Here is a 13158-nt window from a genome sequence, read left to right as displayed (position 1 = left end):
GACTTCGTAGGGTGGGTTAGCGGGCGGTCGCGCGAAGCGCAGGCCGCCGGCGTAACCCACCACTTCAGCTTTCGCGGAGATAAACAGTGGTGGATTACGCCTTCGGCTAATCCACCCTACAGCACTGAATGCGCCGGCTAGGGCGCAATCAACAACCGGTTTTCGCGATCCCACCGCCAAAGCCGGTCATTGGTCAGAAGCGTGCCGCCCCACCAGCGTTTGATCGGGTTGTGACGACGAAAATCTTCCCGGCCCGCCAGGACCGCTTCGCCAAACTCCGTCAGCGACAGCCGGCTCCGGCGAAAGGCAGCATTGCGACTTCTCGCGTTGTCCGGATCGAGTGTCGCCAGCTTGCCGTCCAGACCCGCGATCGCTGGCGCCGGGCCAAATGCGAGCCCTTCGAGCAGCGCGCCCAACTCCCACTGATCGAACACGCGTGTTCCCAGCGCGCCCGGCCGAAACAGCTCATCGGTACGATTGTGTCCGCCTGCAATCCGCTCGAGAAGCCGCGTCTCCGTCGCCCCCAGTCCCGTCGCCGGCGACGGCAGTTCTGCGAGCAGGTCTTCCATGGCCGGCTTCAGGAAAGACAGCTTGCCGAGCGGCCTGTCGAGCAGCCCGGCGCAAAGCTCGGGCGTCGGCGCGCGGTAGGCTTCCCAGGCCATGCTGGCGATTCCAAGATCGCTTTCCACGATATCGAACTGCCACACGTCGCGGTGGCGAAGCTCTGAGGGATCTGCTCCGCGCAGATCGAAATCGACGCGTCGTAGTCTCAGATTCTCCGTGATGGATGGTTCGGAACGCAGGTAATCGAGGATCCAGATCAACTGCAATTGACTATTGGGTTCAGGATCGAACCACAGTTCGATGAGATCGACTCCGTAGGTTTCGCAGACCCAGAGCAACGCACCTGCCCGATCCTGGTCGCTGACAAAGGGACATCGACGGACGAAATTGGACCAATGAATTTCGTCATAAAACTTGGACTCGCGCCAGCCGAGATAGCGATCGAGGTGGGCAGCCGACGGAAGCGGTCCTGAAACAAACCGATAGATGAAGGGGACGACCATGTCGGCGCGATCGGCGAGGGCAAGACCGACGCCCGCCGAACTGGTCAGGATCACACGCTTCATCTCAACGCGCCCTTCCCCACGCAAAACGAAACGGGCACCGAAGACGTCGGCAACTCAACGTCCTCAGCGCCCGCTCCTCGCGAAAAGCTCTTCGCGTTAGGTCTTACTCGTCCGCCGGCTCCTCGCCGTCGGCGTCACGCTCGGGGGCGCCGGCGAGAATCTGCTCGGCGATCAGGCCGGAGTTCTGGCGGATCGCGGTCTCGATCTTGGCGGTGATGTCGGGGTTGGCCTTCAGGAACGCTTTCGAGTTCTCGCGGCCCTGGCCGAGGCGCTGGCTGTCATAGGAGAACCAGGCGCCGGACTTCTCGACGATGCCGGCCTTGACGCCGAGATCGAGGATCTCGCCCATCTTGGAGACGCCCTCGCCGTACATGATGTCGAACTCGACCTGCTTGAACGGCGGCGCCAGCTTGTTCTTCACCACCTTGACGCGCGTGGTGTTGCCGACCACCTCGTCGCGCTCCTTGATCGCGCCGATGCGGCGGATGTCGAGGCGGACGGAGGCGTAGAATTTCAGCGCATTGCCGCCGGTGGTGGTTTCCGGCGAGCCGTACATCACGCCGATCTTCATGCGGATCTGGTTGATGAAGATCACCATGGTGTTGGACTTGTTGATGGACGCCGTCAGCTTGCGCAGCGCCTGGCTCATCAACCGCGCTTGAAGGCCCGGCAGCGCATCGCCCATCTCGCCCTCGAGCTCGGCCTTCGGCACCAGCGCCGCAACCGAATCGATCACCATCACGTCCACGGCGCCCGAGCGCACCAGCGTGTCGCAGATTTCCAGCGCCTGCTCGCCGGTGTCGGGCTGCGAGATCAGGAGCTCGTCGATGTTGACGCCGAGCTTGCGGGCATAGACCGGGTCGAGCGCATGCTCGGCGTCGATGAAAGCGCAGATGCCGCCCTTCTTCTGCGCTTCCGCCACCGTATGCAGCGCCAGCGTGGTCTTGCCCGAGGATTCCGGCCCGTAGATCTCGACGATGCGCCCCTTGGGCAAGCCGCCGATGCCGAGCGCGATGTCGAGCCCGAGCGAACCTGACGATACCGCCTCGATGTCCATGGAGCGGTCGTTCTTGCCGAGCTTCATCACCGAGCCCTTGCCGAACTGGCGCTCGATCTGGGAGAGCGCGGCGGCCAGAGCTTTACTCTTGTCCATGGAAGATCCTTCGACGATACGCAGGGCAGTTGCGGACATTGGGTCGTGCTCCTTATGGCGAGGATTCGCTAGGGGGACAAACGATTGCGAGGCAGCTCGGCGATAAAAGCAATGTACCCTATTTGTTCTAGGTTCGCAATATGTTCTTTCCCGGATTTACAGGCAATCATCTGCACGACTGGGTCAAATCACCTTGCATCCGTCGCGTTCCGCTTCAACCGAACATGACCTGCCTCAAGGACGCGCGGCCGGCGCGCCGTCATATTTCCGTAATCCTGCGGCACCGAACCTTTTCGCGGTCTCCGGCCTTCTGTGGGGATGGGACCGCAAGTCTGGGGACCTCGAGTCATGACGGACAACAACACGTATCGCGATACGACCAGGCGCAATCCGCTGCTGGAGGCAGCGCGCGAGGAGATGGTGAAGTTCGAGCGCAAGGAAAACGAATTCCGCAAGAGGGATCGTGAGGAGCGCGCCGCCGAGCTCAATCTTCCCCTGAACGAGATCAAGATCCACTAGGGCCCCCGCCAAGACCGGCTTTGCCAAGACCGGATTTGCCAAGACCGGCTTTCCGGAGCGGGCTGAGGCCCGCCCCGCGATGCGGCAGTCGGCCGCCGTTCCAAGCGGACGGGATCGCCTGATCTCGATCCTGCGTCGCGGGTCGGCATGGCCGCAAAGGCAGGTGCGCGGACGGGTCAGGTATCCAAATACTACTTGTAACCCATTGGCCGATCAAAGGAATTGCCCAGCAACCTACTGTGCATGGGGTTGTTTTCCGTTTTTTGAAAGCCGCAGCGTGCCTCGTGCCATCCATCGGAGGCACGGCCGCCGTTCCCCGGCACGCGTATCCCGCTAAAGCACCGCCAGCAGCACCAGGCCGATCACCAGCACCACGAAGCCAGCCGCCGTCGCGGCGGCGAATGACCGCTCTACGTTATCCATGATGCCACCCCGTTGTCGGCGCGCCACGTTTCCCCCATGGCTGCGCCGAACGGATAAAATCTTGCCGACGGGTGTGTCCGCAGTGGTGCGAGCGGATGTCGAAATTGGGACCGGTGCGGGGCCAGTCTGCGGCCTTTCGAATCGCGACCTTCACGGCTGCCGCCAGTCAGGCTGTCGTAAGCTGAGCCGGCTAGGGTCGCTCGGCGATGGTGTTGCAGCCCAGCACCTCAGCCTCCAATCACGCTCTGCCCCGCTTGGCTCTCCCCAGGCGGGGCTTTTTCATGCCTGCCGGCCGGCGCGCGGGTCCCGCTCCTCCCGGGTCAGGCGCAGCGAGAAGGCGCGGATCGCGGGCGCCGCCAGCAGCACGACCGGCAGCATCGCGGCCCATGCGATCAGCCACGACAGCATCCAGTGCCGAACGAAGATCATCGCACTGCCTGCAGGGAAGCTGGCGATCCCTGCCGCGATCAGCGAGGTCAGTCCGGACTGGATGATGCCGAAGACGAAATGAGAGTAGCGGCGGGGAATGCCGAGCATGAGGCGTCCATGGTTGCTTGCCCTCATCTGGCAAGCAAGGCACATGCCGTCACCTCGATGGGCCCCTGGAATCCCCCCTGCAGGCACGCGCCTTGCTCGGCGCCCGGATGCACTTGGGATGTGTTCAGGAACTCTGTTCATGGCCGGAGAACGACGGAGGGCGAGCGCCGGTCGCGCATGATCCGCGGCTAGCGGCAGATTTTGCTTGTCTCCGGAATATTGTGACGACCAACATGTTTGCAGGCATGGAAGGTGAATCGTGGGAGGTCGCCATGAATCACAGGGGCGTCGAGTTCACCGTGGCCAAGACGGCGATTCCCGGAGTCTGGCAGTGGCAGTTCCGCATCGGCGAGCAGATCAAGACCGGCAAGACCGAGACGAAGATTGACCTGCTGGCGATCCGGCGCGTGCAGCTGCGCATCGACCGGGAGCTGAAGGCCCTCGCGCGAAAGACGGCCTGAACCGGCCGGGTGAGATCGACAGCGGCGGGGCACTCTCATGCGCCGCAGCGCGCCACGGGGTCCCGCGGGACGCGATCCGTAGCCGCCCGGAATTGATCTGACGCTGGTTTGGGATTGCACTGTGCGCCCAGGGGCCTTGGGGGCGAGGCATCATGTGCGTATCGGTGCCAGCCATGCCGCTCTATTTCTTTCGAATCCGCAACGGCCGTTATTCCGGCTGCGCCGAGCAGGCGACGGAATTTGCCGATCGCAATGCGGCCTGGAAGGAGATGACCAATGTCTGCGCCGACATGAGCGCCGGCATTGCCCGCAAGCTCCAGCAAAATTCCGAATGGCACATGGAGCTGCTGGACGAGGCCAAGGAGCCGGTGTTCCGGATCCGCATCGTTGCCGAAACCTTCGACTAGCAAGACCTTTCGGATCAGGCCCGCGTCAGTCCGCGCTGGGCAGCCGCCGCATGGTGAACTCGATGTCGCCGCCGGGCAGTTCGCGCCAGGTCTCGACCGCGCTCATATAGCCGGCCTTGGGGTAGCGGGCGAAGAAGGCCTGCGCCCTTTCCCGCGCCTCGGCGCGCGGCAGCGTGAAGGTCTCGCGCAGATAGCCGTCGCCGGCCGTCCGGCCCGGCTTGCCGGCCATGTTGCGCCGGCGCGCCATCCGCTCGGCGAGATCCCGCGGACGATCGGCCATGTCGTGCCCTCCTCTACGCGCTACGCTGAGCCAAATGTAGGGCGCGGGCCGGATCAAGAGGAGTCCCGTCCGAAAGGCGCCGTGTCGCCCCCGAACGGAGCGTGCGGTCAGTTGGCCGCCGTGCCGCTCTTGGTCTTCTTCGGCGCGCTGGTTGCGGCCGACGCCTTCGGTGCCGCCGACTGCTTCGGCGGATCGGAGCGCATGCCGCCCCAGGGATCGTTGGACGCCTTGGAATCCGGAATCTTCTTCAGCGTTTCCTTGTAGGCCTTTTCACGCTCGGCTTCGGCAGCCTTCTCCTCGGGGGTCTTGCCCGGCCCTTCCTGCAGCAAATTGAGGTTGGGCATTTGCGCGTAGGCAGGTCCCGCCAGCACGGCCAGCACCGCGGCCAAACGGAAAAGCTTCATCGTCTACTCCTTGATCATCCATGAGGCGCGGATCGCCCCGCGCCGTGTCATCCTTGTCGCAGCCCGGTCGCGATCCCGAGCCGCCCAAGGCCGCGTGGGCACGCTAGAACCGATCCGATCTGCACGATTTGGGCGCATGCAGCCAGTCGTCCCAGATCGGACCGCATTTGGTGCATCCGCTCAGCGCGAGACCGAGCGCGGCCATGCAAACGACGAGGACACACCGACGCAACATCATCCACCCGTACCCAAGCGAGGCATCATATCGGGCCAAGTCGGGCATTTTCAAGCCGATCGGTCCGGCGCGAGACCGGGTGACTTTGCCGCGCCGATGCGCGCACAATGCGGCGAAACATCCGGCAACACAGGAGAGCGCGCCAGCAATGCAAATGCAGCCAGAAGCCGAATTCGGCCTCGCCGACGCCCGACGCATCCTCGGCGAGGTCTTTGCGCCCTGGGTCCAGGATCTCAACCTCGCGGTCGAGCGCATCGAGCATGCGCAGCCGGCAGACGTACCGGACTGGCAGCCGGGCGCGCTGCTGCGCATGCCGTTCTCGGAGCGACTGTGCCGGAACGGCGGCGTGGTCTGCGGCCAGGCCCTGATGGCGCTCGCCGACACCGCGATGGTGATCGCGATCCTCGCTGCCAATCGCGGCTACCGCCCCATGACCACGGTCGACCAGACCACGCATTTCATGCGCGCGGTCTCCTCAATGGACGTGCTGGCGGACGCGCGCGTGGTGCGGCTCGGGCGTACCATGAGCTTTGGCCGCGTTACGCTGCTCTCCGCCGCCGACAGCAAGCCGGTCGCGATGGTGTCGAGCGCGTTCGCGATGCTGCCGGGGTAAACGCGCGCTGAAAAAAAGAGAGCCGCGGGAGCGCAAAGCGCCGCGCGGCTCTCGATGCAATCATGTCGGGAGAGGAAGCGCGATCGCGGTCGCGCTTCGCCTCGTCACCCATGCGATGTTACTTGCCGAGGATCTCGTCGGCCGCGGTGACGACGCTGACGGTCGGATTCTTTCCGCAATAGGAACCGAACTTCTTGGCGTTCTCGATGAAGACGTCGGTGTCGATGATCGCGTTGTCCTCGTCGCCCTTGTACCAGCCGTCCATCCAGGTCAGCACGACCGCGATGTTGTCTTCGCCGCTCTCGAGGAACTGCTTGCAGCTCATGGTCGAGAGGTCCCACTTGACCGCGTGGGCGGGCATCGATGACAGCGAGAGCGCTGCGGCGAACAGAATCGAAAGCACGGTCTTCATCAATATCTCCATCGGCGCGTAACGCCATAAAAGAAGGGCTCGTAGGGAAGCTCGCGGAGCGGCTCTCCGCTCCAACGTCGTAAACAAAGTCTGAAGCGCCGTGCAAGTAGCGCCAGTATTGAGTTTAGTTCAACGTAATTTCTATGCACTACTTCATAGTCATCAGCAGGACTGACGCGGATGATCGAGAAGCGCGCATCGCAACGTCACCGTGTTTTCAAAGGTGGAACGATCACCTTCGAAAACAGCGGCATTCCTTGCACGGTGCGAAACATGTCGGCGGGCGGCGCGGCGATCGACCTCGACGCCCCCGTCATGTTGCCGCAATCGTTCACGCTCTCGATCGCGCGCGACGATTTCGTAAGGCATTGTCGCACAGTTTGGCGCAGCGACAAGCGCGTCGGCCTCGTTTTCGTGCAATAGCACGCGCGATGTGAACGAGTGTTCGCATCGCATGCACAACACGATCATGTTTGCTTCGATACGACGGTGGCGGCTGCCAGCGGGCTCGCAATCACGCGCGTGACGACCGTGAGCGCGATTGATGACGACCCCGCAACAATTCGTCCGCCCGGACGATCGATCGTGCGCGACAGGAGCGACGGCGCTTCGCCGAAACCAAGAGGCAGGTCCGCACCATCCGCCTCACTTCATTTCGGTTTCTTGTTATTTCGGTTTCTTGGCAGATACGCTCGGACGGGCGCCACCCCACGGGTCGTACTTGTCCTTGGGCTCGGGAATGCGCTCGAGCGCGGCCTTGTAGGCTTTTTCGTCGACCTTGGGCGTGTTGTCCGCCGGCTTGGCGCCATCATTGGGCGGGCGCCGGCCCTGCGCCTGCGCCGAGGCCGCCGTCAGTGCCAAGACGGCGGCTGCTATGACCAGAATCCTCATCGGTGCAATCCCCCTCGTGTGGGGTACAAACTAGCCGGCAATTGCGGAATAGCAAATGCCGCGGGTTCCAGGTTTTCAGCAAATCTTGATCGGCCGGGACTTCGTCGGATCGCATTCGTGCCTATCTGTTGGCCCGCAGGGGACCTTCACGGATGTTGCGGATTGTTATTCATGCGGCGCTGCTCGCCGGCGCGCTTGCGCTCGGTGCCTGCGGCTTTGCCGACAGCCGCGCGCCGGTGCCGGAGTTCATGCGCATGAAGGAGGCGGAGCAGCCGCCGCCCGAAGCGCCTCCCGACGTCAAGCGCGTGGTGCGCGAGCAGATCGACGTCGTCTTTCTCGCAACGTCCTATCCACGCGAGGTGCATGTCGCCCCGCCCCATCGTGAGGTGCGAGGACCGGGCTGGACGGCATGCGTCCGCGCGCAGCTCACCTCCGCCACCGGCACGTCGCTCGGCGCCCAGACCTACATCGTGACGATCAACGGCGGGAAGGTCGTGGACCGCCGGCGGGCGGAAGCCGACGACATCTGCGGGTCGGAGACTTACGAGCGGATCTAGGAACCCGCCCTTGACGATGCGGTTCCGGGAAAAACCAGTACCGCGGCCGGGAACGATCACCGCCTCCCCTTCTTGTTACCGCCGAGGGCAGTTTCGAGGAGGACATGATGAGGACGTTGACTATTGCGCTGTTGGCGGGCGCCGGTGCCTTGGCAGCCGCCTCGGGGGCAAAGGCTTCCGATATCTATACGAGCAGCGAGTACGCCAATCCGGATCTCGTTCAGCAGGTACGACTTGTCTGCGACGATTTCGGCCGCTGCTATCGCACACGGAGCGGTTCGCGTGTGATCGTACGCGATTCCTATGGCTACATGCCGCGCGAGCGCTATTACGAGCGCCGGACCTATCATCGCGATTGGGATGACGGTCCGCGCGCCGGCGTCGGCATTCGCGCGCCTGGCGTCAGCGTTGGTGTCGGTGTCGACGACCGCTGGTGATCGATCGAGGCTTGATGGTCGGGACCGGACGAGACGACTCGCCCGGTCCCGTTCGCATGATCATACTAACCGCTATACGGCGGCCGATTGCTGCTGGAACTGCTCGTAGGCCGCGATCGCATCGGCGGCGTACATCAGCGACGGCCCGCCGCCCATGTAGACGGCCATGCCGAGCGTCTCCTCGATCTCCTGGCGCGTTGCACCGAGCTTGACCAGCGCCTCGGTGTGAAAGCCGATGCAGCCGTCGCAATGTCCGGCAACGCCGAGCGCCAACGCGATCAGCTCCTTGGTCTTCTTGTCCAGCGCGCCGTCACGCGCGGCGGCCTGGGCGAGCGCGGCAAATCCCTTCATGGTGTCGGGAATGTCGCCCCGCAGCTTCTTCAGGTTGGCGGAGATGTTCCTGGTGATATCGACGTAGTTCTTGTCCATCGGATCCTCGCTAGCTGGACTTGGCTATGGCAGGAGCCGCCTCGCGTGGCGCGCGCAAGGCGATGTAGATTGCGGGAATCACCAGCACGGTGAGCAGCGTTGACGACGCCAGCCCGAACAGGAGCGAGATCGCCAATCCCTGAAAGATCGGATCGAGCAGGATGGTTGCAGCCCCGATCATGGCCGCAAGCGCAGTGAGCAGGATCGGCTTGAAGCGGACGGCGCCCGCTTCCAGCACCACTTCGCGCAGCGGCTTGCCCTCGGCGCCACTGTGGCGGATGAAGTCGACGAGCAGGATCGAATTGCGCACGATGATGCCGGCCAGCGCGATGAAGCCGATCATCGAGGTCGCGGTGAACGGCGCGCCCAGGAGCCAGTGTCCGATCAGGATGCCGATCAGCGTCAGCGGGATCGGCGTCAGGATGACGAGCGGCAGACGGAAGCTCCTGAACTGGGCGACGACCAGCACGTAGATTCCGAGGATGGCCGCGCCGAAGGCCGCGCCCATGTCGCGGAAGGTCACCCAGGTGATCTCCCATTCGCCGTCCCACAGCAGCGTCGGACGCGACTCGTCCGATGGCTGGCCGTGCAGGCTGATCGCGGGCTTCGGCAGCTTGCCCCAATCATGGGCATCCACGCGATCGGCGACCGCGAGCATGCCGTAGAGCGGCGCCTCGAAGCGCCCGGCGAGCTCAGCCATCACCATGTCGGCAAAGCGGCCGTCGCGGCGGAAGATCGTCGGCGAGCCCTCCTCCATGGTTGCCTTCACGACCTGGCCGAGCTCGACCACGGTCTTGCTGCCGGGCAATGTATTGGCTGGCACCGGCGTGGAGGCCAACGCCTCGTCCCAGACCAGGTCGCGCTTTCCGAGGTGCACAGCGATCTCGATCGGGTTGCGGTCCTCGCCGCGATGCGAATAGCCGATCGAGGTGCCGCCGAACAGCGTTTGGATGGTGTCGTAGACGTCGCGCTGCTCGACGCCGAAGAATTCGAGCCGGTCCTGATCGATCGAAAGCCGCAGCCGCGGCCGCTTCTCGCCGACGGAATCATCGATGTCGACGATGAACGGAACTTCCGCGAAGATCTTCCTGAGCTCGGCCGTGACCGCGCGCCGCGTGGTCGCATCGGGACCGTAGACCTCGGCGAGCAGCGTCGACAGTACCGGCGGCCCGGGCGGCACCTCGACCACCTTGATGCTGGTGCCGGTGGGCGGACCGAGCGCCTTCAGCTTCTCGCGCAGCTCGAGCGCGATCTCATGGCTCGCGCGCTTGCGCTCGCCGCGCGCAGCCAGGTTGACCTGCACTTCGCCGAGCTCGGGCCTCTCCCGCAAGTAATAGTGCCGCACCAGGCCGTTGAAATTGAAGGGGGCCGGCGTGCCGGCATAGGATTGCAGCGAGCTGACCTCCGGCAATTGCCGCGCAATCTCGGCCGCGCCGAACAGCGTCCGCTCGGTCGCCTCCAGGCTCGCCCCTTCCGGCAGGTCGACGACGACGGCGATCTCGGACTTGTTGTCGAACGGCAGAAGCTTGACCGTCACCGACTTGGTCGCAAACAGCGTCATCGACAGCAGCGTCGCGATGCCGACGCCGAGCAGGAATATCCAGGCCGACCGCTTGCTCCGCACGATCGGCGCGGCGAAGCGCCGATAGAGCCGGCCGAGCCGGCCTTCGTCGTGGGCCGCATGCACCGAGGCAACCTCGCCCTTCGGTGCCAGCTTGAGCATCAGCCAGGGCGCGACCACCATCGCGACGAAGAACGAGAACAGCATGGCAGCCGACGCATTGGCCGGGATCGGTGCCATATAGGGGCCCATCAGGCCCGACACGAACAGCATCGGCAACAGCGCCGCGACCACGGTCAAGGTCGCGACGATGGTGGGGTTGCCGACCTCCGCCACCGCCTCGATGGTCGCCTGCAGGCGCGACCGGCCGTCGCGCATGGCCCAGTGCCGCGCGATGTTCTCGACCACGACGATGGCGTCGTCGACGAGAATGCCGATCGAGAAGATCAGCGCGAACAGGCTGACGCGGTTGATGGTATAGCCCATCAAATTGGCGGCGAACATCGTGAGCAGGATCGTCGTGGGAATCACGACGAAGGTCACCAGCGCCTCGCGCCAGCCGATCGCGATCGCGATCAGCACGACGATCGAGACCGTCGCGAGGGCGAGGTGGAACAGCAGTTCGTTGGCCTTCTCGTTCGCCGTCTCGCCATAGTCGCGCGTCACCGTCACCTGGATATCTTCGGGAAGAAGGCGCGACTTCAATCCTTCGAGGCGGCTCGCGATGTTCTCGGACACGACGACCGCGTTGGCGCCGGCCCGCTTGGCCAGCGCCAGGCTGACGGCGGGCGTCCGCGCCCACTGTCCGGAGGCATCGCGTGATTCCGTCCAGACGCGATGCTCGATGGTGCTCGGGCCGACGACGACGGAGGCGACGTCCTTGACGTAGACCGGCCGGCCGTCACGGCTCGTGATGAGCAATAGTCCGATATCGGGAATGCCGGACAACGTCTGCCCTGCCGCGACGCTTCGCACCACGCCGGCATCGCGGACCTGCCCCGCCAGGAACGAGCGGTTGGCGTCCTTGACCTTGGCCACGAGCTGCTGCAGCGTGATGCCAAACAGCGACAGCTTCTCCGGATCGGGCTCGACCCGGATCTGTTGCGCCGCCCCGCCGGAGATATAGGTCAGGCCGATATCGTCGACCTTCATCAGCTCCGCGCGCAGCTTGTCGGCGAGCTCGTAGAGATCCTTGTCGGTCCAGCGGCTGGCAGCTTCCGGCTTCGGCGACAGCGTCAACACCGTCACCGCGACGTCATTGATGCCCCGGCCGACGATCAGCGGCTCGGGAATGCCGACGGGAATGCGGTCGAGATTGGCGCGGATCTTCTCGTGCACCCGCAGGATGGCGTCCTCGAACTTGGTGCCGACCAGGAAGCGCGCCGTGACCATGACGCGGTCGTCCTCCGTCTGGCTATAGACCTGCTCGACGCCGTCGATGCCCTTGACGATCGATTCCAGCGGCTTGCTCACCAGCTCCACCGCGTCCGGGCCGCGCAGGCCGTCGGCATTGACACGGATGTCCACCATGGGAACGCTGATCTGCGGCTCCTCCTCGCGCGGGATCACCACGACGGCGATCAGCCCCACGACGAGCGCCGCGAGCAGGAACAGCGGCGTCAGCGGCGATGCGATGGTCGACTTGGTCAACCGTCCTGAGAGCCCGAGATTCACGGCCGCACCAATTGGTCGCCGGCTGAAATGCCGGACAGGATCTCAAGCCCGTCGGGGTGCGCCGGCGTCGGCAATTCGCGGCCACGCTGCACCGGCACGTCTATCGTGCCGCTGTCCTTCTGAAGCCGAACATAGTCGATGCCGAACCGGCTCGTCACATAGCTCGAGGGGATGACGAAGGCCGGTCGCATGCCGCCGGAGATCCAGACCCGCAAGCGGTCGCCGACGAAATATTCGCCGAGGCCTTCGACGGTCGCATCCGCAATGACGCGCCCCTCCTCGATCTGAGGATAGACGAGGTCGATGACGCCCGACTTGGCGGCTTCTCCGACGAACTCCGCGCCGTCGATGCGAATCCTGTCGCCCGCCTTGAGCAAGCGCGCATGCCGCTCCGGCACGCGAAGCCGCAGCTTGAAGTTCTGTTGGGCGACGGTGACGATCGGATCGCCCGCGAGCACGACGGATCCTATCGTGATCAACCGCTTCAGCACCCGACCATCCGCCGGCGCGAGCACCTGCCCCTGGTTGAGCTGCTCGTTGATCACCGCACGTTCGGCAGTCTTGGCACGCAGGCCGTTCTCGGCGACGTTCAGCGCGGTGCGCTGCTCGTCGAGCTTGATCCGCGGCAGGATACCGCGTTCGACCAGCCCTTCTGTCCGGCTGAAGTCGAGCTGCGCCTGGTTCGCCTGCGCCTGCAGCGCCTCGATCTGCGCGTCGAGCGATTTCATCTGCAGCACGAGCTTTTCGTCGCCGATAGTCGCGATCGCCTGGCCGGCGGCGACACGATCCCCTTCCCTGACCTTGAGCTGAACCACCGTGCCGCCGATGCGTCCGCGCGCCGGCACCACGCTGGTGCTTTCGACCGTGGCGAAGACGGCCTTTTCATCGGTGATCGATTGCCGCGCGACCACGAGCGTTTCGGCCGCTGTCGCCGGTGTTCCAGACAAGCCTATCGCCGCGAAAGCAGCCAGCAGGCCAAAATAACTCGCCATACATCGCATGGGACTCTTCCGTGTCATGACCAAAGCATCACCA

General features: G+C 64.4%; 17 protein-coding genes. 7 read left to right on the top strand and 10 right to left on the bottom strand.

The annotated features are described in order from the left end of the window. Positions 1-137 precede the first annotated feature (137 nt). Both JQ566_RS08975 and recA read right to left on the bottom strand, forming a co-directional pair. The gene (locus tag JQ566_RS08975; protein ID WP_212371883.1) at positions 138-1130 is read right to left on the bottom strand and encodes a hypothetical protein; all 993 of its coding nucleotides are present in this window, start codon (positions 1128-1130) and stop codon (positions 138-140) included. A gap of 103 nt (positions 1131-1233) precedes the next feature. Next, positions 1234-2322, bottom strand: coding sequence for a recombinase RecA (gene recA, locus JQ566_RS08970; RefSeq protein ID WP_212371882.1), 1089 nt, complete (start codon positions 2320-2322; stop codon positions 1234-1236). A 309-nt stretch (positions 2323-2631) separates the two neighbouring features. Here recA and JQ566_RS08965 point away from each other — a divergent pair, with 309 nt between their 5' ends. Then, the gene (locus JQ566_RS08965) at positions 2632-2802 is read left to right on the top strand and encodes a hypothetical protein (RefSeq protein WP_212371881.1); all 171 of its coding nucleotides are present in this window, start codon (positions 2632-2634) and stop codon (positions 2800-2802) included. Between the two features lie 702 nt (positions 2803-3504). Here the strand turns inward: JQ566_RS08965 and JQ566_RS08960 are convergent. Beyond that, positions 3505-3762, bottom strand: a complete 258-nt coding sequence (locus JQ566_RS08960; protein WP_212371880.1) for a DUF2798 domain-containing protein — start codon at positions 3760-3762, stop codon at positions 3505-3507. A 272-nt stretch (positions 3763-4034) separates the two neighbouring features. Between JQ566_RS08960 and JQ566_RS08955 the strand changes: the two genes are divergently transcribed. Together JQ566_RS08955 and JQ566_RS08950 are read left to right on the top strand one after the other, a co-directional pair. Then, positions 4035-4223, top strand: a complete 189-nt coding sequence (locus tag JQ566_RS08955) for a hypothetical protein (RefSeq protein WP_212371879.1) — start codon at positions 4035-4037, stop codon at positions 4221-4223. A 173-nt stretch (positions 4224-4396) separates the two neighbouring features. Next, positions 4397-4630, top strand: coding sequence for a DUF6894 family protein (locus JQ566_RS08950; protein ID WP_212371878.1), 234 nt, complete (start codon positions 4397-4399; stop codon positions 4628-4630). A 25-nt stretch (positions 4631-4655) separates the two neighbouring features. On the opposite strand, the gene JQ566_RS08945 is transcribed toward JQ566_RS08950, so the two are convergent. Then, positions 4656-4910, bottom strand: coding sequence for a hypothetical protein (locus tag JQ566_RS08945; RefSeq protein ID WP_212371877.1), 255 nt, complete (start codon positions 4908-4910; stop codon positions 4656-4658). A 107-nt stretch (positions 4911-5017) separates the two neighbouring features. Beyond that, complete coding sequence (locus JQ566_RS08940; protein ID WP_212371876.1) at positions 5018-5314, bottom strand: hypothetical protein; 297 nt, start codon at positions 5312-5314, stop codon at positions 5018-5020. Between the two features lie 383 nt (positions 5315-5697). Here JQ566_RS08940 and JQ566_RS08935 point away from each other — a divergent pair, with 383 nt between their 5' ends. Further along, the gene (locus JQ566_RS08935; RefSeq protein WP_028181100.1) at positions 5698-6162 is read left to right on the top strand and encodes a PaaI family thioesterase; all 465 of its coding nucleotides are present in this window, start codon (positions 5698-5700) and stop codon (positions 6160-6162) included. 118 nt (positions 6163-6280) lie between these two features. On the opposite strand, the gene JQ566_RS08930 is transcribed toward JQ566_RS08935, so the two are convergent. Next, on the bottom strand, positions 6281-6574 hold the full coding sequence (locus tag JQ566_RS08930) for an HdeA family protein (RefSeq protein WP_212371875.1): 294 nt from the start codon (positions 6572-6574) through the stop codon (positions 6281-6283). A 180-nt stretch (positions 6575-6754) separates the two neighbouring features. On the opposite strand from JQ566_RS08930, the gene JQ566_RS08925 reads away from it, so the two are divergent. After that, positions 6755-6997, top strand: coding sequence for a PilZ domain-containing protein (locus JQ566_RS08925; RefSeq protein WP_212371874.1), 243 nt, complete (start codon positions 6755-6757; stop codon positions 6995-6997). A gap of 243 nt (positions 6998-7240) precedes the next feature. Here JQ566_RS08925 and JQ566_RS08920 read toward each other — a convergent pair whose 3' ends face one another. Further along, positions 7241-7465: a hypothetical protein gene (locus tag JQ566_RS08920; protein WP_212371873.1), complete on the bottom strand. Its 225-nt coding sequence runs from the start codon at positions 7463-7465 to the stop codon at positions 7241-7243. Between the two features lie 152 nt (positions 7466-7617). On the opposite strand from JQ566_RS08920, the gene JQ566_RS08915 reads away from it, so the two are divergent. Beyond that, positions 7618-8022 carry a hypothetical protein gene (locus JQ566_RS08915; protein WP_212371872.1) on the top strand — a complete coding sequence of 135 codons (405 nt, stop codon included), beginning with the start codon at positions 7618-7620 and terminating at the stop codon, positions 8020-8022. 104 nt (positions 8023-8126) lie between these two features. Beyond that, positions 8127-8459 (top strand): hypothetical protein, encoded by a 333-nt coding sequence (locus JQ566_RS08910; RefSeq protein WP_212371871.1) that lies wholly within the window; start codon positions 8127-8129, stop codon positions 8457-8459. Between the two features lie 72 nt (positions 8460-8531). On the opposite strand, the gene JQ566_RS08905 is transcribed toward JQ566_RS08910, so the two are convergent. Genes JQ566_RS08905 through JQ566_RS08895 form a run of 3 tightly spaced genes read right to left on the bottom strand, consistent with a single transcriptional unit; the run spans position 8532 to position 13115 of the window. Continuing rightward, complete coding sequence (locus tag JQ566_RS08905; protein ID WP_212371870.1) at positions 8532-8888, bottom strand: carboxymuconolactone decarboxylase family protein; 357 nt, start codon at positions 8886-8888, stop codon at positions 8532-8534. 10 nt (positions 8889-8898) lie between these two features. Further along, positions 8899-12123 carry an efflux RND transporter permease subunit gene (locus tag JQ566_RS08900; protein WP_212371869.1) on the bottom strand — a complete coding sequence of 1075 codons (3225 nt, stop codon included), beginning with the start codon at positions 12121-12123 and terminating at the stop codon, positions 8899-8901. Next, complete coding sequence (locus JQ566_RS08895) at positions 12120-13115, bottom strand: efflux RND transporter periplasmic adaptor subunit (RefSeq protein WP_249139335.1); 996 nt, start codon at positions 13113-13115, stop codon at positions 12120-12122. Before JQ566_RS08895 ends, JQ566_RS08900 begins: the two co-directional genes overlap by 4 nt. Positions 13116-13158 lie beyond the last annotated feature (43 nt).

The sequence above is a fragment of the Bradyrhizobium sp. SZCCT0231 genome (assembly GCF_018130245.1).
GTDB classification, from domain to species: Bacteria; Pseudomonadota; Alphaproteobacteria; order Rhizobiales; family Xanthobacteraceae; genus Bradyrhizobium; species Bradyrhizobium japonicum_F.
This window is presented reverse-complemented; position numbering and strand designations above follow the sequence as displayed.

What these genes read in the sequence shown, in the direction of transcription:
- JQ566_RS08975 (WP_212371883.1), bottom strand. Translation starts at nt 1,130, where the DNA reads ATGAAGCGTGTGATCCTGACCAGTTCGGCGGGCGTCGGTCTTGCCCTC.
- recA (WP_212371882.1), bottom strand. Translation starts at nt 2,322, where the DNA reads ATGTCCGCAACTGCCCTGCGTATCGTCGAAGGATCTTCCATGGACAAG.
- JQ566_RS08965 (WP_212371881.1), top strand. Translation starts at nt 2,632, where the DNA reads ATGACGGACAACAACACGTATCGCGATACGACCAGGCGCAATCCGCTG.
- JQ566_RS08960 (WP_212371880.1), bottom strand. Translation starts at nt 3,762, where the DNA reads ATGCTCGGCATTCCCCGCCGCTACTCTCATTTCGTCTTCGGCATCATC.
- JQ566_RS08955 (WP_212371879.1), top strand. Translation starts at nt 4,035, where the DNA reads ATGAATCACAGGGGCGTCGAGTTCACCGTGGCCAAGACGGCGATTCCC.
- JQ566_RS08950 (WP_212371878.1), top strand. Translation starts at nt 4,397, where the DNA reads ATGCCGCTCTATTTCTTTCGAATCCGCAACGGCCGTTATTCCGGCTGC.
- JQ566_RS08945 (WP_212371877.1), bottom strand. Translation starts at nt 4,910, where the DNA reads ATGGCCGATCGTCCGCGGGATCTCGCCGAGCGGATGGCGCGCCGGCGC.
- JQ566_RS08940 (WP_212371876.1), bottom strand. Translation starts at nt 5,314, where the DNA reads ATGAAGCTTTTCCGTTTGGCCGCGGTGCTGGCCGTGCTGGCGGGACCT.
- JQ566_RS08935 (WP_028181100.1), top strand. Translation starts at nt 5,698, where the DNA reads ATGCAAATGCAGCCAGAAGCCGAATTCGGCCTCGCCGACGCCCGACGC.
- JQ566_RS08930 (WP_212371875.1), bottom strand. Translation starts at nt 6,574, where the DNA reads ATGAAGACCGTGCTTTCGATTCTGTTCGCCGCAGCGCTCTCGCTGTCA.
- JQ566_RS08925 (WP_212371874.1), top strand. Translation starts at nt 6,755, where the DNA reads ATGATCGAGAAGCGCGCATCGCAACGTCACCGTGTTTTCAAAGGTGGA.
- JQ566_RS08920 (WP_212371873.1), bottom strand. Translation starts at nt 7,465, where the DNA reads ATGAGGATTCTGGTCATAGCAGCCGCCGTCTTGGCACTGACGGCGGCC.
- JQ566_RS08915 (WP_212371872.1), top strand. Translation starts at nt 7,618, where the DNA reads ATGTTGCGGATTGTTATTCATGCGGCGCTGCTCGCCGGCGCGCTTGCG.
- JQ566_RS08910 (WP_212371871.1), top strand. Translation starts at nt 8,127, where the DNA reads ATGATGAGGACGTTGACTATTGCGCTGTTGGCGGGCGCCGGTGCCTTG.
- JQ566_RS08905 (WP_212371870.1), bottom strand. Translation starts at nt 8,888, where the DNA reads ATGGACAAGAACTACGTCGATATCACCAGGAACATCTCCGCCAACCTG.
- JQ566_RS08895 (WP_249139335.1), bottom strand. Translation starts at nt 13,115, where the DNA reads ATGGCGAGTTATTTTGGCCTGCTGGCTGCTTTCGCGGCGATAGGCTTG.